21 protein-coding genes and 1 pseudogene are annotated in these 18,180 nt (G+C 63.1%); 13 read left to right on the plus strand and 9 right to left on the minus strand.

Annotated elements, in window-relative coordinates:
• Positions 1 to 5: 5 nt before the first annotated feature.
• Positions 6 to 2,621: an autotransporter domain-containing protein gene (locus tag I6F33_RS02150; protein WP_225140915.1), complete on the minus strand. Its 2,616-nt coding sequence runs from the start codon at positions 2,619 to 2,621 to the stop codon at positions 6 to 8.
• 252 nt (positions 2,622 to 2,873) lie between these two features.
• Here I6F33_RS02150 and I6F33_RS02155 point away from each other — a divergent pair, with 252 nt between their 5' ends.
• Positions 2,874 to 3,212 (plus strand): hypothetical protein, encoded by a 339-nt coding sequence (locus tag I6F33_RS02155; RefSeq protein WP_035997417.1) that lies wholly within the window; start codon positions 2,874 to 2,876, stop codon positions 3,210 to 3,212.
• Between the two features lie 6 nt (positions 3,213 to 3,218).
• On the opposite strand, the gene I6F33_RS02160 is transcribed toward I6F33_RS02155, so the two are convergent.
• Both I6F33_RS02160 and I6F33_RS02165 read right to left on the minus strand, forming a co-directional pair.
• Complete coding sequence (locus tag I6F33_RS02160) at positions 3,219 to 3,686, minus strand: YbaK/EbsC family protein (RefSeq protein WP_225140916.1); 468 nt, start codon at positions 3,684 to 3,686, stop codon at positions 3,219 to 3,221.
• A gap of 41 nt (positions 3,687 to 3,727) precedes the next feature.
• Positions 3,728 to 4,459: a haloacid dehalogenase type II gene (locus I6F33_RS02165; RefSeq protein ID WP_225140917.1), complete on the minus strand. Its 732-nt coding sequence runs from the start codon at positions 4,457 to 4,459 to the stop codon at positions 3,728 to 3,730.
• Between the two features lie 454 nt (positions 4,460 to 4,913).
• Between I6F33_RS02165 and I6F33_RS02170 the strand changes: the two genes are divergently transcribed.
• Positions 4,914 to 5,522, plus strand: a complete 609-nt coding sequence (locus I6F33_RS02170) for a TetR/AcrR family transcriptional regulator (RefSeq protein ID WP_346657199.1) — start codon at positions 4,914 to 4,916, stop codon at positions 5,520 to 5,522.
• Here I6F33_RS02170 and I6F33_RS02175 read toward each other — a convergent pair.
• Entirely contained in the window at positions 5,519 to 5,752 is a 234-nt protein-coding gene (locus I6F33_RS02175) for a hypothetical protein (RefSeq protein ID WP_225140919.1), read from the minus strand. The genes I6F33_RS02170 and I6F33_RS02175 overlap by 4 nt on opposite strands.
• Before the next feature lie 46 nt (positions 5,753 to 5,798).
• Between I6F33_RS02175 and I6F33_RS02180 the strand changes: the two genes are divergently transcribed.
• The 5 genes and pseudogenes from I6F33_RS02180 (at position 5,799) to I6F33_RS02200 (ending at position 9,598) form a co-directional block, all read left to right on the plus strand.
• Positions 5,799 to 6,476, plus strand: coding sequence for a L,D-transpeptidase (locus I6F33_RS02180; RefSeq protein WP_225140920.1), 678 nt, complete (start codon positions 5,799 to 5,801; stop codon positions 6,474 to 6,476).
• Between the two features lie 132 nt (positions 6,477 to 6,608).
• Positions 6,609 to 7,432 (plus strand): annotated as a pseudogene (locus I6F33_RS02185) (oxidoreductase).
• 51 nt (positions 7,433 to 7,483) lie between these two features.
• Positions 7,484 to 8,332, plus strand: coding sequence for an alpha/beta fold hydrolase (locus I6F33_RS02190; protein ID WP_225140921.1), 849 nt, complete (start codon positions 7,484 to 7,486; stop codon positions 8,330 to 8,332).
• Between the two features lie 102 nt (positions 8,333 to 8,434).
• Entirely contained in the window at positions 8,435 to 8,965 is a 531-nt protein-coding gene (locus tag I6F33_RS02195; RefSeq protein WP_225140922.1) for a VOC family protein, read from the plus strand.
• A gap of 333 nt (positions 8,966 to 9,298) precedes the next feature.
• Positions 9,299 to 9,598, plus strand: a complete 300-nt coding sequence (locus I6F33_RS02200; RefSeq protein ID WP_225140923.1) for a hypothetical protein — start codon at positions 9,299 to 9,301, stop codon at positions 9,596 to 9,598.
• Between the two features lie 225 nt (positions 9,599 to 9,823).
• On the opposite strand, the gene I6F33_RS02205 is transcribed toward I6F33_RS02200, so the two are convergent.
• Positions 9,824 to 10,195: a helix-turn-helix domain-containing protein gene (locus tag I6F33_RS02205; protein ID WP_225141297.1), complete on the minus strand. Its 372-nt coding sequence runs from the start codon at positions 10,193 to 10,195 to the stop codon at positions 9,824 to 9,826.
• Positions 10,196 to 10,356: 161 nt separating this feature from the next.
• Here I6F33_RS02205 and I6F33_RS02210 point away from each other — a divergent pair, with 161 nt between their 5' ends.
• Positions 10,357 to 11,091 carry an SDR family NAD(P)-dependent oxidoreductase gene (locus I6F33_RS02210; protein WP_225140924.1) on the plus strand — a complete coding sequence of 245 codons (735 nt, stop codon included), beginning with the start codon at positions 10,357 to 10,359 and terminating at the stop codon, positions 11,089 to 11,091.
• 74 nt (positions 11,092 to 11,165) lie between these two features.
• Here the strand turns inward: I6F33_RS02210 and I6F33_RS02215 are convergent, their stop codons facing one another.
• On the minus strand, positions 11,166 to 12,050 hold the full coding sequence (locus I6F33_RS02215; protein ID WP_225140925.1) for an amidohydrolase family protein: 885 nt from the start codon (positions 12,048 to 12,050) through the stop codon (positions 11,166 to 11,168).
• Positions 12,051 to 12,392: 342 nt separating this feature from the next.
• Here I6F33_RS02215 and ykgO point away from each other — a divergent pair, with 342 nt between their 5' ends.
• From ykgO to I6F33_RS02230, 3 genes are all read left to right on the plus strand, one after another.
• Positions 12,393 to 12,518 (plus strand): type B 50S ribosomal protein L36, encoded by a 126-nt coding sequence (ykgO, locus tag I6F33_RS02220; protein WP_006611362.1) that lies wholly within the window; start codon positions 12,393 to 12,395, stop codon positions 12,516 to 12,518.
• Between the two features lie 120 nt (positions 12,519 to 12,638).
• Entirely contained in the window at positions 12,639 to 13,274 is a 636-nt protein-coding gene (locus I6F33_RS02225) for a tetratricopeptide repeat protein (RefSeq protein ID WP_057028269.1), read from the plus strand.
• A gap of 124 nt (positions 13,275 to 13,398) precedes the next feature.
• A complete protein-coding gene (locus I6F33_RS02230; RefSeq protein ID WP_225140927.1) occupies positions 13,399 to 13,659 on the plus strand; it encodes a hypothetical protein in 261 nt (86 codons plus the stop codon).
• Positions 13,660 to 13,666: 7 nt separating this feature from the next.
• Here I6F33_RS02230 and I6F33_RS02235 read toward each other — a convergent pair whose 3' ends face one another.
• Positions 13,667 to 13,849, minus strand: coding sequence for a hypothetical protein (locus tag I6F33_RS02235; RefSeq protein ID WP_028180446.1), 183 nt, complete (start codon positions 13,847 to 13,849; stop codon positions 13,667 to 13,669).
• A 328-nt stretch (positions 13,850 to 14,177) separates the two neighbouring features.
• On the opposite strand from I6F33_RS02235, the gene I6F33_RS02240 reads away from it, so the two are divergent.
• The gene (locus I6F33_RS02240) at positions 14,178 to 15,134 is read left to right on the plus strand and encodes an alpha/beta fold hydrolase (protein ID WP_035997467.1); all 957 of its coding nucleotides are present in this window, start codon (positions 14,178 to 14,180) and stop codon (positions 15,132 to 15,134) included.
• A 116-nt stretch (positions 15,135 to 15,250) separates the two neighbouring features.
• On the opposite strand, the gene cycA is transcribed toward I6F33_RS02240, so the two are convergent.
• On the minus strand, positions 15,251 to 15,646 hold the full coding sequence (cycA, locus tag I6F33_RS02245; RefSeq protein ID WP_035997470.1) for a cytochrome c-550 CycA: 396 nt from the start codon (positions 15,644 to 15,646) through the stop codon (positions 15,251 to 15,253).
• Between the two features lie 229 nt (positions 15,647 to 15,875).
• On the opposite strand from cycA, the gene I6F33_RS02250 reads away from it, so the two are divergent.
• Entirely contained in the window at positions 15,876 to 17,369 is a 1,494-nt protein-coding gene (locus tag I6F33_RS02250) for an FAD-linked oxidase C-terminal domain-containing protein (RefSeq protein WP_225126540.1), read from the plus strand.
• Positions 17,370 to 17,374: 5 nt separating this feature from the next.
• Here the strand turns inward: I6F33_RS02250 and I6F33_RS02255 are convergent, their stop codons facing one another.
• The gene (locus tag I6F33_RS02255) at positions 17,375 to 18,145 is read right to left on the minus strand and encodes a hypothetical protein (RefSeq protein WP_225140929.1); all 771 of its coding nucleotides are present in this window, start codon (positions 18,143 to 18,145) and stop codon (positions 17,375 to 17,377) included.
• Positions 18,146 to 18,180 lie beyond the last annotated feature (35 nt).

An 18,180-nucleotide genomic window follows, 5' to 3' on the forward strand; every position in this document is an offset into this window, starting at 1 on the left:
GCCGTTCAGAATTCGCTGCGGACCAGGCCGCGCAGCGTGTGACGGTCGTATCCCGGCGCGAACGCGCCCTCGTACGAGGCCTTGAACGATGTCGCGGTCGTCAGGTCCCACCGGATTTCGGCGCCGGCAAGCGCCACCGTGCGCGCGCGCTCGACGCCGGTGATCGCGAACGGAATGCCGGGTGCGCCCTCCAGCGCCGCCGTCGTGGTTGCCGCGCTGCCGGTAAACTCATGACGAACGGCAATGGTCGCGCCGAACTGTGCCGCGTGGCCATTCGGCATCATCATGCGCTGGCTGCCGCGCAGGCCGGCCGTGCCATAGCCGAGGTCGAAACTGCCGCCTCGCACCAGCTGATTGACCCCCGGCGCACCTGCCTCTGAAAAACTGCCCTGGCGTGTCGCGTACCAATCAGCCTTGGCAAAGGGCTCGGCGACAAGACCCCATCCGGTCTGGAACGGCCGCGAGATGCCCAGCGAAGCGGCAAAGGTGTTTGCACGCGAGGCGGCAGTTGCCGTCTCGCCGAGGAACGCGATCGTGCGCGAGGAGTCGAGCGCCGCAAAGGAATAGCTGATCGCCGATGCGAGATTGAAGCCGCCGGCTTCGCCGCGCGCGTAGACGCCGGCATGCCCGGCATTGGCCTCGATACGGTCGGCGCGGCCGGTCATTCGCAGTTGGCCGGTCGATGCGCCGACCGCGAGGCCTGCCGTAAAGCCCGGCATGTGCCAGAGGTCGGCACCGAGCGCGGCGCCGGCGATGGTCGTGTTGGTTCCGAAGGCAATGTCGCTCGCGGCCACCTTGTCCCAATTACCATAGCCGCCAAACCAGACGCTCTGCATCGGCGCCGCGCGGCGGCGGTTCAACGCCTTGCCGATCGGGTCCCTGGGCTCCGGCGCGTAGGCGGACGCGGTCATCCGAACGGTCTCGCCGCGCGACTGCGTCCCGGCATTCCACATGAAGCTCTGGAACATGTCGGCCTGATCCGCAACGAAGCGGCGTCCATCGGCGTGGATTTGACCGGCCAGGTCGTCGAGGCCGGCCTTGATGCCTGGCGTATTGAGCGCGGCGAGTGTGTTGATCGCAGTGGCCAGCGGTCCCGATGCGCCGCCGAGCTGTACCTGGTCGAGTGCGCCGGCCACCGCGGCCTGGTTCGGCGTCAGCCCCGACAACGTTCCGAAGCCGCCGATCTGCTGCAGCAGGAAGTAGACGTTGTTGGCGTCATAGCTGAGCTGCCCTGTGACTAGCGGGCTGCCAGAGCTCGTGAGCGCGGCGAACGTGCCGCTGACGCCGCCCGCCGCCGTGAGGATGGTGTATTGCGTGTTGGCGATAAAGCCTGCGCCGAGCGGCACGATCTGCACCGTACCGCCGTTGAGCGTGGCGGTCCCGGTCGCTGCGATCCTGTGGGACTGGCCGCCGGGGTTGATCTCGACCTGGAAGGTCGAGCCGGCATTGAAGGCGACGTTGCCGTTGACGTTGAGCGTCCCGATCGAATTGCCGGGCGCGACCATGCCGCCATTGTTGACGACGAGTCCGCCGACGGTGCCGGTGCCGCCGAGATAGCCGCCATTGATCGTGACGACCGAGGGCAATGTGCCGTTCACGACCAGGCCGCCCGCGTCCACTGTCGTCGCGCCGTTGAAGGCGGTGGTGCCGGTCAGCGTCCAGACGGAGTTGCCGTTCTTCTTCAGTTGCTCGAACTCGTCATATTGCAGGCCGGGGCCGAGATTGCCGAGGTCGAACATGGCGCTGCCAATGCTGCCGAAGTTCAGCGTATCGGTACCGCTCCCGCCGCGAACATTCCCGGTGATCGTCGCGCCCGGCGCGAGGCCGAGCTGATCATCGCCGCCATTCAGCTCGATCGCTCCGCTGCCGCCGCCCGAGATGGTGCCGGCGTTGAAGATGGTGTCGCTGCCGGAAGAGCCCTGGATGGCGAGGAAGAAGCCGCCGGAGATCGTGCCGCCATTGACGAGCGAATTGCCGCCGGCGATGAATTGCACGCCGGTATGGCCGCCGCCGATCGATCCGCTGTCATAGACGAGGACGACATTGCCGCTCGACGTCCCGCTGATCCGCAGTCCCGTCGTGTTTCCTCCGGTGCCGACGGCCGTCCCGCGAATGTTGAGGAGGTTGTCGTTCGAATTGTCGATGACGATGGCTGCTTCGGCGTTGCCCGTACCCTCCGCGATCGCACCGGCGGCGACCGTCACATTGTTGTGGGTCGATCCGTTGGAGAGCAGGACCGCTCCGCTGGAGGTCGAGACTGTCGCCTGATTGTTGACGGTGACATGCGAGGCGATGGTGGCGTCGAAAACGATCGCAGGTATGCCGGCGCCGGGCAGCAGCGATGTCGTGGTGCCGTCGCCGACATTGACGGTGACGTTGGTGCCGCCGGTGGCGTTGATGTGATCGGTGTTGCCGAGGCCGGTGCAGGTTGCGACATCGCCCGAATTGAGCGCGCCGATCGTGCCGGTGCCTGCCACGGTGCAGGCGGCGCGCGCCGGGCTGGACGTCAGGACCGGGAAGGCAAGCACGAGGGGCGCCAGCGCGGTGGTGACCAGTAGCTTGCGGCGAAAGATTGCGGCCGTGGCGACGTTTTGCGCACAGACCGGTCTTGCAGTCGGCATCGACATTCCCCTCATTGCAGCCCATTGCTAGCGGGAGCGCCGTCATGATTCTTGGCGTCAGGCGAAATGCCTTATGGCGAAAGGCGCAAGAGGCCGGTTTGCTTCTGCCCTGTTGCTGGGGCGCCACGGACCAAGGCGTTAGCGGGAGCTGCCATGGTTCCAGTCGCGCTTTTCACATTTTGTTGTTGGTCCAGAACAAGCTCGCGTCTCATTGATTGAAGAGAATTCGAGAGACTTGGGAAGGATCTGGACATGCGAACAGAGCGGATCGCGCTAGGTGTGGCGCTTGCGGTCGGCGGCATCATGGCGCACAGCGCTGCATCCGCGCAGGAATACCGCGGCACGATGGAACAGCAGATGGCCTGCACACCTGATGTGTGGCGCCTGTGCAGCGATCAGATTCCCGACGTGAACCGCATCGTGGCCTGCTTGCAGCAGAATACGCCACAGCTCTCGAGCGGCTGCCGTGCGGTGTTCCAGTCCAGCAACCAGATGCCGCCGCAGCAACAGGTTCCGCGCGGCCGGGCCGCACCGCCACCACGCTACATTGCTCCGCCGCCTCCACAGCGGCCTTACGACGAGGACGAATAGCGCCGCTCAGGGCCTGTGCTCGCAGACGTCGACCCATTCAGCCGCGGTCAGCTCGGCCATCCGCTCCGGTGTGATGCGCACCGCGCTATGGGTCGAGCCGGCAGCCGGCACGACGACGTCGAATGCCTTCAGCGAGATGTCGCAATAGATCGGCAGCGGCGACTTCAGGCCGAACGGGCAGACGCCGCCGACCTCGTGTCCGGTGATGTCGGCGACTTCCTCCAGACCCAGCATCTTCGGCTTGCCGCCGAACTGCGCCTTGACCTTCTTGTTGTCCATGCGCGAGGTGCCGGCCGCGACGATCAGGATCACGCGCTCGCCGATCCGCAAGCTCAGCGTCTTGGCGATCATTCCCGGCTCGACGCCATAGGCCTCGGCCGCCAGCGCCACGGTCGCGGAGCTGATCGGGGATTCAATGACGGAGATGTCGGGGGCATTCTCGGCGAAGAAGGCGCGAACGGATTCCAGGCTCATTCCGGGCAGCTCATTCCAATCTTACAGGCGGGCGACGACCCCTAAGCGATTCCCGGCAGCTCGGAGAGGGCGCGGACGCGATGATCCGGCTCAAAGCCGAGCTCGTCCATCTGGGTGCGGATCGCCTTGAACATGGTGAGCGGTGCCACGAGTTCGTTCTCGACGCAAGCCAGCGCCATCGCTTCGGGCGTCACCCGCTCGATCCAGGCAACCTTCAGTCCGAACGATTTTGCCCCGGCGGCGTCCCAGGGATTGGAGGAGACGAACAGAACCTCATCAGGCGCGGTGCCGAGCACCTCGCTGATCAGCTCATAGGCCTGCGGGTCCGGTTTAAAGACCTTCTTCGCGTCGACGCTGATGGTGGCATCGAGCAGGGCATCGAGCCCGGAATTGCGCACCAGCGCATTGAGCATGTCCGGGCTGCCGTTGGAGAGGATGGCGAGCTTGCGCGGTCTCAAGGCCGCGAGCGTTTCCGCCGCATCCGGATAGAGATCGAGATGCAGATACTTCTCGATCACGCGCTCGAACGTCTCGTTCTCATATGCCAGCCCGAGCACGCGCAGCGTATAGGCGAGCGAGTCGCGGGTAACAGCGTCAAAATCCTGGTAGCGCCGCATCAGCGAGCGCAGCCAGGTGTATTCGAGCTGCTTGATGCGCCAGACCTGCGTGATGATCGCGCCATAGCCCGGAAATGCGTCCTCGGTGACGTCAGCGACTGATTGGATGTCGTAGAGCGTTCCATAGGCGTCGAAGACGACGGCTTTGATGGGCATCGGCTGTCCTTCCGGGCGGTCTGGTGACAAGAGCTCCCCTTGCGCTTCAATTCCGGCACCGCTGTTCGAGCTGATCTACCCCAATTTCCCCGGAAACGATCCTTGGAACAAGCTATCATTCTTGCATCATCGGCCGAGGCTCTGCCCGTAGGCGTCGATGGCTGAGAGACCCTTGCGCTCCTGCCTTCACAGCCAGGGAGCGCAGCAGTCCTAGCATGTGCTCCGGTGGCTCACGTGGAGAGCGGCTCGGGGCGCGGGCGGGCTTGGCCTAACGCCGTTAGGCTGTAGTCCACCCGCGGCGCACTTCCTTCCAGTCGAAGTCGGTTCGTCCGATCGACGCAGCTTTCTAAGACTATTCGCCGCCGCAACGGTCCGAAGAGCGCGCTCGGTAAGTTTCACACCATTCAAATCTTTCCTGCTTGCACTTCGGAACCAATCGGTCTATATTGCGTGGATCATGCCCGGCAATTCTCAACTCCCCGTAGGTCGCCCCCGTGAGTTCGATGTCGATGAGGCGATAAGGCGCGCAATGCAGGTCTTCTGGGATCGCGGCTATCACGATACATCGTTGCCTGACCTCCTTGACGGAATGAAGCTTTCGAAGGGCAGCTTCTACAAGGCTTTCGGCGATAAGAAATCTGTCTTTCTGCGCGCCCTCAAACTCTATACGGACGAGGGCGTGCGGAACGTCGAAGAAGTTCTTCGGTCGGATCCTTCGCCGAAGGCGGCAATCCGCAACGCCTTGGTACGGTATGCGGATTTGTCTTCTGGAAGCAAAGGTGTTCGCGGATGTTTCGGGGTATTGACCGCTACTGAGATGTTGCCTGGAGATCCGGACGTCGCAGACCTGATCAAGCGTCTTTTCACCAGGCTTCAAGTCCTGTTCGCTGCCACGGTAGCGAAAGGGCAAGCCGCCGGCGAAATCAAGAACCGTAGCGACCCTGGTGTTATAGCGCACTTTATCGTCTCCCATGCCCAGGGCATGAGGGTCCTTGGAAAAGTTGGATCACGTCGCGACGAAATGCTGAAAAATATCGACCTCCTGATGGAAACTGTTTTTTAAAGCGTAATTAGGAACCAATCGGTCTCTATTTCAGTTGCATCGAAGGTCGGCTTTGCGGCCTTAGGAGGTGAAATGCTCGAAGATCTCACAAGAGAAACGGCGGCGCGCCCGCGGCGATGGCTTGAGCTGAGTGTGCCGTTGCTGGTCGCGTATTTGCCGCCAAGGGATTTCTCTCGTCGGCATGGCTTGGCCTTCCATTCGAGATGGTTGGAGGCTTCGGCGTCACTCATGCAACTCGTCATATCCGGTTAGACGCGCATAAGTTCGGGAAGCGAGATGACGAACTCACACGCAATCCTTGCACGCCTCTCAGTGATCGGTGCAATGGCGGTCCTTCTATCGGGCTGCGCCAGTAGCAGCGGTCTGGTTGAGAAAGAAATCAGCAGAACGTCTGCCTCGTACGCGCAGCTGATCGATGGACTTCACACAATACCAGCGGTCGACATATCCGGCATCGATTCAGCGATGCCGCGCCAGCGCGTGGACTATCCAACGGGTGAGCCGGCCGGGACGATAGTTGTAGATACGGCTGCTCGTCACCTCTACTTGGTGGAAGGTGGCGGGAAGGCCATGCGCTACGGCATTGGGGTTGGCAAAGAGGGTCTTGCCTTTGCGGGCACTGCTACCATTAAGCGGAAGGCAGAATGGCCGCATTGGAGTCCGACTAAGAACATGATGGATAGGGAGCCGGCGCGGTATCGACATCTCGCCAGCGGAATGGCGGGCGGCCTTGGCAATCCGCTTGGTCCCCGCGCTCTATATCTTTATCAGGGCGATCGGGACACATTGTTCCGCATTCATGGAACGATCGAGCCAGAGACAATCGGCGGCGCCGTTTCAAGCGGATGCATTCGACTGATCAACCAGGACATCGTCGATCTTTATAGCCGGGTGAAGATCGGAAGTCGCGTCGTCGTTATTCAGGGCAGCAGAACGCGGGCTCCCGATGCTTGAAGCTGTGCCGCTAGGAGCTCCAGCAAAGCTGTCCCGGCCTGCCCCGGCAGAAGCACTGGTCGATCATGCCGGACATGACGGCTCTCGACGGCGCCAGCGTGGCGTCGGCTGAAACAACTAGGAGAAGAAGCAATGAAAACCTGGCTCATCACAGGCTGCTCCAGCGGCTTCGGCCAGCGGCTCGCGCTCGCTGCGGCACAGCGCGGGGATCAGGTCATCGCGACGGCGCGCAATGTCGAGACGATCGAGGAATGGCAGAGCCTTTCGAGGGCCGCATGATCACTCTACCACTCGACGTGACCGATGCGGCGGCAGCCAAGGCAGCGGTCGAGAAGGCGGTCGAGACCTTCGGCGGATTTGACGTGCTTGTGAACAATGCCGGCTACGGACTGTTCGGCGCGATTGAGGAAGGCACGCCCGAGGAATATCGGCCGATGTTCGAGGTGAACGTGTTCGGTCTGGTCGAAATCACCAGAGCCGCCCTGCCGGTCCTGCGACGATCGGGCGGAACGATCGTCAACATGTCGTCCGGCGCGGGCATCGCGGGCGGCGGTGGCGCGGGTTATTACAACGCGGCCAAGTTTGCCGTGGAAGGGATTTCCGAAGCGCTCGCCGGCGAGCTGAAGCCCTTCGGCATTCGCGTGCTGATCGTGGAGCCTGGGCCGTTTCGCACCGATTTCCTTGGCCGTTCGATCACGATGGCCGCCAACGAGATGCCGGAATACGCCGCGAGTTCGCGCAAGCATTATCGCGAAACCAACAACGGCAGCCAGGCGGGCGATCCCGACAAGGCGATCGCCGTGCTCCTGCAGGCAGTCGACGCCGATGACGCCCCGCTTCATCTGCCGCTCGGTCCGATCGCACACGCGATCGCCGAGCGAAAGCTCGCAACCTTCCGCAACGATATCGACGCGTGGCGCGACATCACGATCGCCACCGATTTCGACCGGCCCTGAGCGCTGGCCATGAGCTCTGTTTGAGCGTCAACATCTGACTGGAAAGCGACCATGATCGCAGCTTTGAAGGGGTTTACCCAGCAACTGGTGCCGGTGAATGGAATCAAGATCAACGCCGTCACGGGAGGTTCAGGCCCGCCGATCCTTCTGCTTCACGGCTGGCCGGAAACATGGTGGGAATGGCACAAGGTGATGCCGCTGCTGGCCGAGCACTTCAGCGTGGTGGCCATGGATCTGCGCGGCGCGGGCTTTTCCGACTGCCCGATCGACGGCTATGACAAAGCGACAATGGCGCGCGACGCGCATGAAGTGATGGTTGCCCTTGGGCATGAACGCTACGCCGTGTGCGGACATGACATCGGCGGGATGGTGGCCTTGCCGCAGGCCGCCAACCATCGGGAGGCTGTTACCCAGCTGGCCGTCCTCGACGTTCCACTTCCCGGGTGGACCGGATGGGAGGCGACCACCGCAAGGCTCTGGCACTTCAGCTTCCATATGAACCGGGACCTGCCCGAGCGCCTGATTCACGGCCGTGAATATGACTACGTTTTCACCTTTATGGCTGAGCGGTTCTACGACCACGGCACCTTCAACCCGGCGGACATCGAGATCTACGCCAAGGCGATGGCGCTTCCTGGCCGCACGCGTGGCGGCATGGAATGGTACCGCACCCTCGCCGCCGATCATGCGACTGCGCTCGAGTACAAGAAGCAACCGCTCGAGATGCCGGTGCTTGGCCTGGGTGGGGACCAGCGCTTCGGTGCGCAGATGGTGCCGATGCTCAAGGAGTTCGCCACCGATGTGAGGGGCGGCTCGATCGCGCGGTGCAGCCACTATGTCGCGGACGAGCGGCCGAATGAAGTCGCAGCCGCTCTGATCGAGTTTCTCAGGGCTAGTTGAAATCGGCGTCCGCGCCCTCATGGGGGAGGATACCGCAAGCTGCGGGCGAACTGCGCCGGAGCGATCGCGATGGATCGAACGAAAAAGCAAAGGAGACTTGTCATGACCACACCCGTCATTCGCGGCGTCAATCATATCGGCATCACGGTGCCCGACATCGAAGCAGCAAAATCGTTCCTGGTGGAAGCTTTTGGCGGCCAGGTGATCTACCAGTCCTTCGGACCGCAGGATCCGCCGCGGCAGGGACCCGAATTCGAGCGGGCCGTCGGTGCGTTTGCCGGAACGGTCGTGCGTGCGCAGGCGATGGTCAAGATCGGAACCGGACCCGATATCGAGCTCTTCGAAATGCACGGCCCCGAACAAGCTCAGCCGATCCGCGCGAGCGACTTCGGCATCACGCATTTCGCGCTCTACACCGACGACATCGACGCGTCTGTCGCGTGCTTCGAGAAGGCGGGCGGAAAGTCGCTCACGGCGCCGCGGGCAATCCCCTATGCGACTGAAAAAGGCCCGGGCAACAAGGTCTGCTACTGTCAGATGCCTTGGGGCACGACGATGGAATTCATCACCACGCCGGATCGTATGCCCTACCACGATCAGACGGACTTGCGGAGGTGGCAAGACCAGGATTGAGAGGAGCGGGGTGAGCACCGGCTTGAACAGTCGACATACCAGATGCATGGCCTGGCTCGGCGCCGGGCCAGCGTACCCTTCGGGACAGCGGTCCATCGGGGCCCGTTGCCTTATCCGAGATATGCGCCCGATCCGGCGGAGCGAGGTGACACCGGGCGATTTCCAATGGTTTGGGTTGAATCGGGTAGCGGCGCTCCTTTGCCTGCGAAGGGGCGGAACGACCGACATGTCGATCGTGATCATGAATAGCAGCGGCCGCCGCGTCCCAAGTGCGAACATGGCGCAGGGTTCTATAAGTTTACAGGCAATGTCGATGAGTGAGAAAGCCGGTCCATGACAAATGCAACAATGGTAGTGATCTGCAGCGGCGGCACGTATTTCGATCGTGACTATTATGTCGATGTGCACCTGCCGTTGGCACTCGCAAGCTGGCAGAAGCATGGCCTCGAAAGTGCCGCCGCCTTCTTCCCCCGAGACGCCGATGCGGCAGATGTTTCCGTGGGAATTTATCGGTTTCGCGATGAGGCTGCGCTTCACGCTGCGCTTGCATCCGCCGAAACAGACGCAGTTATGTCCGACGTCCCCCGGTTTACTGACGCCAACGTCTCCCGAATTGTCGGAGCCCCGCTCTGATTGCTTGCTGTCGCAATGCATAGTTCGGTCACACATCGATTTCGACAGATCAGGATCCCGCCCCACTGATCGGAAAAGGTGGCATTGACGCCTATCGAGTGCTCAGTGCCGCCCTTGCGCTTCACTCAGCGCACCTTCGCTTGTGGCCCAAGCGGACTCCGGCTGAGCTGTGGCAACATGCTGCTATCAGGGGCGTAGCAGACCCCGCACGAAGCGCAGCGCAAGCTAGCCAGTCGGCTGACGTCCTGGCCGCGGCCAGGTCGCCCTTTCAGCAAACACCCGGCTGACCTCCGCCATGTGCTCGGTGCCCCATGTGCAGAGCGGCACCAGCGCCTCGGCGAGGCTCTGGCCCAGAGGCGTGAGGCTATAGTCCACCCGCGGCGGCACCTCCTTGTAGTCGGTCCGCTTCACCAGGCCATCGGCCTCCAGCTCCTTCAGCTGCTGGATCAGCACCTTGTCGCTGACGTCGCGTATGGCGCGCCGGAGTTCGCCGTAACGGGTCGGTCCGTCCTGGGCGACGAAGTACAGGATCAGCGGCTTCCACTTGCCCGCGACGACCCGCAAGGTCGCATCGAGGCCGCACGTGAAGCCGGGCAGGTTCGGCGTGCAACGTTGGACGTCTGCTTGGGCTTGCGCTGGCGAGGAGATGAGGTCTGAACGATCTGACGACATTTTTCGGGTACTTACCAAAAGGTGCATACTTGTGTTTAGGTAGGTACGCCGCCAGCTCAGTGCAACCTCAATGAAGGGAGCACATCATGAGCAGACTACAAGGCAAGACGGCGGTGGTGACGGGCGGCGGGACTGGCATCGGGCTCGGAGCCGCCAAACGGTTCGTCGATGAAGGCGCGTTCGTCTACATCTTCGGGCGGCGGCAGGCGCAGCTCGACGCTGCGCTCGCGCAGCTGGGGTCCTCGGCGCGCGCCGTGAGGGGATCGGTCACCGATCTGTCCGACCTCGACCGACTCTATGCGACGGTGAAAGCCGAACGCGGCAATGTCGACGTCCTGTTCGCCAATGCCGGGACCGGGGCGTTTGCGCCGCTCGGCGAGATCACGGTCGAGCATTACGATCACATCTTCGACGTCAATGTGAAAGGATTGGTGTTCACCGTGCAGAAAGCCCTGCCGCTGATGCGGAGGGGATCGTCCATCATCCTGACCGGCTCGAGCACGGGCGTGATGGGAACGCCGCAATTCAGCATCTACAGCGCAACCAAGGCGGCAATCCGCAATCTGGCGCGGAGCTGGGCGCTGGACCTGCGCGGCACGGGCATCCGCGTCAACGTGCTGTCGCCGGGACCGACCAGGACCGAGCTGGCCCTGGAGGTGGTGGGCGAGGAAGCATTCGATGCACTCGGCAGCTCGACGCCCATCGGGCGCGTCGGTGACCCCAGCGAGACCGGGGCAGTGGCCGCATTCCTGGCGTCCTCCGACAGCAGCTACATGACCGGCGGTGAGGTCTTTGTCGATGGAGGCCTCGCGCAGGTCTGAGGCTCTTAAGCAAGAGGGCTTCGATCACAGGGATCGAAGCCCTCAATGCGGTGCGCAGATCGTTGAGCGCCTATTCAGATCCCCAATAGCTTCCTTGCGTTCGCCTTCAGCACCTTCGGCCGGATCTCGTCGCGGATCTGGATCTTGGCAAAGTCCGACAGCCAGCGGTCCGGCGTGATCACCGGCCAGTCCGAGCCGAACAGCATCTTGTCCTGGAGAATCGAGTTGATGTAGCGCACCAGGATCGGCGGGAAATACTTTGGCGACCAGCCCGACAGGTCGATGTAGACGTTCGGCTTGTGGGTCGCGACCGAGAGCGCCTCTTCCTGCCAGGGGAAGGATGGGTGGGCGAGAATGATCTTGAGGTCGGGGAAATCGGCCGCGACATCGTCCATGTACATCGGGTTGGAATATTTCAGCCGCATGCCCATGCCGCCGGGCATGCCGGAGCCGACGCCGGTCTGGCCGGTGTGGAACAGCGCGATCGCGCCGCCATTGTTGATCTCTTCGTAGAGCGGATAGGCCATGCGGTCGTTGGCGTAGAAGCCTTGCATGGTCGGATGGAATTTGAAGCCGCGTACGCCGTATTCCTCGATCAGCTTGCGCGCCTCGCGGGCCCCGAGCTTGCCCTTGTGCGGGTCGATCGAGACGAAGGGGATGAGCACGTCGAGATGCTCGGAGGCGATCTCCAGCATCTCCTCGTTCTTGTAGCGGCGGAAGCCGGTCTCGCGCTCGGCATCAACAGGGAAGATCACCGCGGCGATGTTCTTGGAGCGGTAATAGGCCGCGGTCTCCGGCACGGTCGGCGGATGCTTGTGCGGCGACTTGAAATACTCCGCCATCTGCGCCTGGAAATCGTCGTAGCCGTCGTCGGGATGGGTGCCGCAGGGCTCCTCGGCATGGGTGTGGATGTCGATGGCGACGACTTTGTCGATATCAGGCAGCTTCAGCTTCGGCATGGGTGTCCTCCCGACGGGTTGCCGAATTGATTATAGGATATAACGAATTTGGCAAGGCGCTGGTGGCGGCGAAAGCGCAGGTAGCGACAGTCTTTGCCGGGCCTGACCTCCAATGGGCCGGATCGGGCCGATCCGGCCGCTTCTACTGTGCATGGGGTTGTTTTCGCGATTTTGCTCGTTGGGAGCCTGGCAGTTAACATTGACATGACCTCCCGCCATGCCTTAAGAACCGCTCCGTCCCGGGCGGTCGGTCCGCCAGCGGGAAAAATCTCATTTTGCCACATTCGCGCGTGCCGAAACGGTAGTGCCGAACACGGCCTTTCGAACGTTCAGGATTCTGCCATGAAGGTCCGTAACTCGCTGAAATCGCTGCGCGGTCGCCATCGCGCCAACCGCCTGGTCCGCCGCAAGGGCCGGGTCTATGTGATCAACAAGGTGCAGCGCCGCTTCAAGGCGCGCCAAGGCTGATCTGAGCGGCTGATCACGCCCCGCCGGGAGCCTTCGCGCGCCCCGCAAGATCACGGTCTCACACGAGTTTGACGCCGCCTTTGCTTTGCAAGGGCGGCTTTGCGCGTTTAGACTTCCACCATGGCAGTGAGATTCCGTTTCGCGCGCACCCTGTGTCTGGCCCTCGTGCTGGGAACCGCCGGCCTTGCGCCGGCGGCCCTGGCCCAGCAGGTCGAGCCGCCCGGCAAGCAGAAGAAGCTGCCGGAGGCGCCGTCAAAGCTGCCGAAGGTCGACCGCAGCAAGAATCTCGATTTCCTGTTCGGCGCGCTAAAGGCGGCGCCCGACGAGGCCAGCGCCAAGCATGTCGAGGCGCGGATCTGGGCGATCTGGCTGCAGACCCCGAGCGACACCGCCGCGCTCCTGATGTCTCGCGCCAAGACCGCCGTCGATGCGAAGAAGATCGACGTCGCGATCAAGCTCCTGGATTCGATCATCAAGCTCAGGCCCGATTACATCGAGGCCTGGAACCGGCGTGCGACGCTCTATTACATGCAGAACGATTATGGCCGCTCGCTCGCGGACATTCAGCAAGTGCTGATCCGGGAGCCCCGCCATTTCGGCGCGCTCGCCGGCCTCGGCATGATCATGCAGGAGGTCGGGGACGAGAGGCGCGCGCTCGAGGCCTACCGCAAGGCGCTCGCCGTCAATCCGCACCTGGAAAAGATCCCCGACCAGGTCAAGGCGCTGACCGAAAAGGTCGAAGGCCGCGACATCTAGCTATAACTCGATCATTTCTTGAGCGATCGCGGCCGGCGCGGATTAACCACGATCCGAGCCGGGGCGTTGCAAGGACTATTGCGGGGCCTGTTGCAGGCCTACCTGCATGGCAGGAGCGAAAGCCATGAAGGATTTGATGGTCGCAGCGACGTTGCTGCTCGCGTCGGGGACGGTGAGCTTCGCCGACGGACTGTTCTGGGTGGTCGGCAACCGTGCCACCGGCAAATGCGCCATCGTGACCAGCAATCCAGTCATCATTGGCGACATCTGGTTCGGCGACGGTCCCTACAAGTCCAGGGCCGATGCCAAGCTTGCGCGCTCGACGATTCGCGTCTGTCCCCCGGTCACGCCCGAGGAAGAAAAGCAGGAGGAGGGGGCGAACTAGGCTGCGCTTAATGCAGCACGCTGCTGCCGCGCTCGACCAGGCCGCGGTCGGCGGCTGCGGCGTAGGCCTTTGCCAGCTCGGTCTCGAGATGCTCGTTGATCAGGAGCAGCGCCCGCACCGCACCGCGCAGGTCGCCGTTGCAGCTCGCGACGATTTCGTCGATTGCAGTATCGTTCGATCTGAAGCTCATCGAAATTCTCCGGTTCAAACCAGGACAATCCTGCCGGTCTTTCCCGCATCCCCCTGATGTTGCGGGGAGGATCGGCGCCCACCCGCGCCTAGATGGCGGAACCGACCATGGCGATTATATGGAAGCTGCGATGACGCCCGCATGAAGCTGGTCCGAAGCTTGCGTGCGGCTTTGAATAGCCCTGATTTCATTGAGTTTTCTCGATCGGCAATTATGCACATATCCACAGCCCCTGCATTTTCAGTGGAAGCGCGCACCGCCGGCGGCGAAACTGCCGGCCGAGCAGACCCGTAACTGCCCCGTGCCCAGGATCACCCGGATTCTCTCCATGATCGTGATGTCAGTCGTGACGGCGCTGGTCCTGCTGGCGCTGCTCACGCAGGCCGGAATCGTCGCCGTGCAGCGGGCCTTTCCGCCGCAGGGGCGCATGGTCGATGTCGAGGGCGCCGCGCTTCACGTCGTCGAGATCGGCCCGCGCGAGGCCGCCCCGCCGATCGTGATGCTGCACGGCGCGAGCTCCAACCTCGAAGCGATGCGGCGGCCGCTCGGCGATCTCCTCGCCCGGGATCATCGCGTGATTCTGATCGACCGCCCCGGCCATGGCTGGAGCACGCGCGCAAGCCGGCAGGATTCGACGCCGCAGATTCAGGCGCGCATGATCGACGAGGCGCTCGGCAAGCTCGGGATCGATCGCGCGGTCTTCGTGGTGCATTCCTGGAGCGGCGCCCTCGGCGCGCGGATCGCGCTCGATCACCCGCGCCGCGTGGCAGGTCTCGTGATGCTCGCGCCCGTCACGCATCCCTGGCGCGGCGGTGTCGGGCGCTACAACGAGATCATCGCAACGCCCGTGATCGGCCCGCTGCTCGCCTACACCATCACGCTGCCGCTCGGCTATTTCATCACCGAAGCCGGGGCCCGCAACGTGTTCCTGCCGCAGACCATGCCGGATGGTTTCGTGCAGGACTCCGCGACGCCGCTCTTGCTGCGCCCGCGCGAGTTCATCGCCAATGCCTATGATCTGGTGACGCTGAAGGAGTCGGTCGCCGCGCAAGTCGCGCGCTATGGCGCGATCACGGCGCCTGTTACGATCATCGCCGGCGAGCCCGACAAGACGGTGAGAACCAATATCCACGCGCGTCCGTTCGCCGCGGCGGTGTCGAATGCAAAGCTGATCGTGCTGCCCGATCTCGGCCACATGGTGCAGAACGCCGTGCCGGATCTCGTGAAGGCGGAGATCGAGACGATGATCGGAAACATCGCCCCGGCGCAGGCGGTCGCCGACTAAAGCGTTTTCGAGCGAAGTGGAAACCGGTTCGCGCGAAAAAACGTGTCAGAACAAGAAAGCCAGAGCTTCGATTCTGGTCCGATCAGAACCGAAGCTCTAGCGTCCGCCTCGTGCGCTTACTGCTTGATCTTCCCGTCCTTGTCGTATTGGGCAAGGAAGGCCCAGAGATTGTTGATCTCGGTCTCGTTCTTGATGCCGGCGAACGCCATCTTGGTGCCGGGGATCTTGGCCTTGGGATCCTTGATGTATTCCTTGAACGTGGCCTCGTCCCAGGTGATGCCGGAATTCTTGTTGGCGTCCGTGTAGCTATAGCCCTCAACCGCGCCCGACTTGCGGCCGTTGAGGCCGTTGAGCTCCGGGCCAACCTTGTTCTTGGCGCCTTCGCCGATCGCGTGGCAGGCCAGGCACTTGTTGAACGATGTCTTGCCGGCCGCGACATCCTGCGCCATCGCGGCGGGTGCGGTGGCAATGACGGTGAGGATTGTCACCGCGCCGAAAGTCAGTTTTGTCATAAGTGTGCTCTTCGTCTCTTCCCGGGTCAGATGGAGGGTCGTGGTTTTGGCAGGTCCGGTGCAAGTGGACAAGCCGCGAAACTCTGACAGGTTTCCTGCTAGCAGACTTGCCCCAGAGAGAACTTGCGCTGCAACAAAGCAATGCGACCTTCGGAGGACCTACCCAAAGTCCGCAAGACATGATTGATTTGCCGAGATAATTCCATCCGTCGGACGAAGGCTTCTTAAAATGGCCATCATGATGCCCGCAAGCGACCAGGCCGTGCTGGCGCGTCGCAGCGAAATCGTCGCCGCCTTGCGCGCAATCGTGCCGGGCGAGGGCGTGATCGACAGCCTCGCCGAGATGCGGGCCTATGAATCCGACGGGCTGACCGCCTATCGGCAGCCGCCGATGGTCGTGGTGCTGCCCGATACGACCGAGCAGGTCTCGCTCGTCCTGAAATATTGTGCCGCGCAAGGCATCAAGGTGGTTCCGCGCGGCTCCGGCACCTCGCTGTCCGGTGGCGCGCTGCCCCTCGAGGACGGCGTGCTGCTCGGCCTCGGCAAGTTCAAGCGCATCCGCGAGATCGATTTCGACAACCGCGTCGTCGTCACCGAGCCTGGCGTCACCAACCTCGCAATCAGCCAGGCGGTCGCCCATGCCGGCTTCTATTACGCGCCCGATCCGTCCTCGCAGATTGCCTGCTCGATCGGCGGCAACGTGGCGGAAAATTCCGGCGGCGTGCACTGCTTGAAATACGGCATGACCACCAACAACGTGCTCGGCTGCGAGATCGTGCTGATGAGCGGCGAGATCCTGCGCATCGGCGGCAAGGGCTGCGAGAATCCCGGCTATGACCTGATGGGCGTCATCACCGGTTCCGAGGGCCTGCTCGGCGTCATCACGGAGATCACGGTGCGCATCCTGCAGAAGCCCGAGACGGCGCGCGCGCTGATGGTCGGCTTCGCGCAGGTCGAGGCGGCCGGCGAATGCGTGGCGCGCATCATCGGCGCCGGCATCATCCCCGGCGGCATGGAGATGATGGACAAGCCCGCGATCCACGCCGCGGAGGCCTTCGTCCATGCCGGCTACCCGCTCGATGTCGAGGCACTGCTCATCATCGAGCTCGACGGGCCCAAGATCGAGGTCGACGAGCTGATCACGCGTGTCGAGACCATCGCGAGAGGCTGCGGCTCGGTGACGCTGCAGATCTCCAATTCCGAGGCCGAGCGCAACCTGTTCTGGGCCGGCCGCAAGGCCGCATTCCCCGCGGTGGGCCGCATCTCGCCTGATTATCTCTGCATGGACGGCACCATCCCGCGCGGCGCGCTGCCGAAGGCGCTGGCGCGCATCCGCGAGCTCTCGGAAAAGTACCAGCTCGGCTGCGCCAACGTGTTCCACGCCGGCGACGGCAATCTGCATCCCCTGATCCTCTACGATGCCAACAAGCCCGGCGAGATCGAGCGCGCCGAAGCCTTCGGCGCCGATATCCTGCGCGCCTGCGTCGAGTTCGGCGGCGTGCTCACCGGCGAGCACGGCGTCGGCATCGAGAAGCGCGACCTCATGCCCGACATGTTCAGCGAGATCGACCTCAACCAGCAGCAGCGCCTGAAATGCGCCTTCGACGCGCAGGGCCTGCTCAATCCCGGAAAAGTATTTCCGACCCTGCACCGCTGCGCCGAGCTCGGCCGCATGCACGTCCACGCGGGCAAGCTGGCGTTCCCGGATTTGCCGCGGTTCTAGGTCGCCTACTGCGCCAGCGCCAGGATGCCGCCGGCAAATGCGTGCCACGCCGCCGTTTCGCTGACCGGCCAGTTGAGCACCTTCACCGCCAGAAGCGCGAGCGTGCCCGTGATGTATACCGGATGCACGCGGCCCTCGGCGCGCCAGTCGCGCACCATGGCGACGACGAGCAGAAGGGAGGCGACCACAGCAGGCGCGATCGTCACGGGCACCGGCGGCGGGCCGGACGGTCCTGATGGTGCGAGGAAGGTCAGGAACCAGCGCGCGATCGCGGCGTCGAGGATCGAGACCGCCGCGAGCAGCATCAGGCGCTTGTGAACCTCGAGCCTGCGCGTGTTCATGATGGCGAGCGCGAACACCACGGCAAAGAATGTGATGCCGCTCAGCGGCACGATCGAGAAGGCGATGCCTGCATCGGCCTGTCCGAGCGCCGCGGCGTTCTTCATCGAGGTCACGGACGCGAAGAAGCCAGAAATGACCATCGCGGTCGCAAGCGAGACGCCGACGATGCCGAACGAGCGGTGATTGACCACACGGCCGGAGGCTGCGAGCCAGGTCTGGAGCACGAAATAAAGCGACCAGGTGAAGAACAAGAGTCCGTGAAAATGGATCACCGGGCTTGCGGACAATGTCCGGTGAGCGAGCGGCACCCAATAGGTCGGTGCGAAGCCGAGAAAGGCAGTGGCGGCGCAGGCGAGCGCCATGTGGAGATAAAAATATCGTGCAGGCGACGCATCACGCGCGCGTACACGACGGTCGTCAATCAGGGTCGTCATCAGGGGTGAGTCTGGAGAGGCGGGGTTTGGTTCAA

Source organism: Bradyrhizobium sp. BRP20 (genome assembly GCF_020194215.1).
GTDB lineage: Bacteria > Pseudomonadota > Alphaproteobacteria > Rhizobiales > Xanthobacteraceae > Bradyrhizobium > Bradyrhizobium yuanmingense.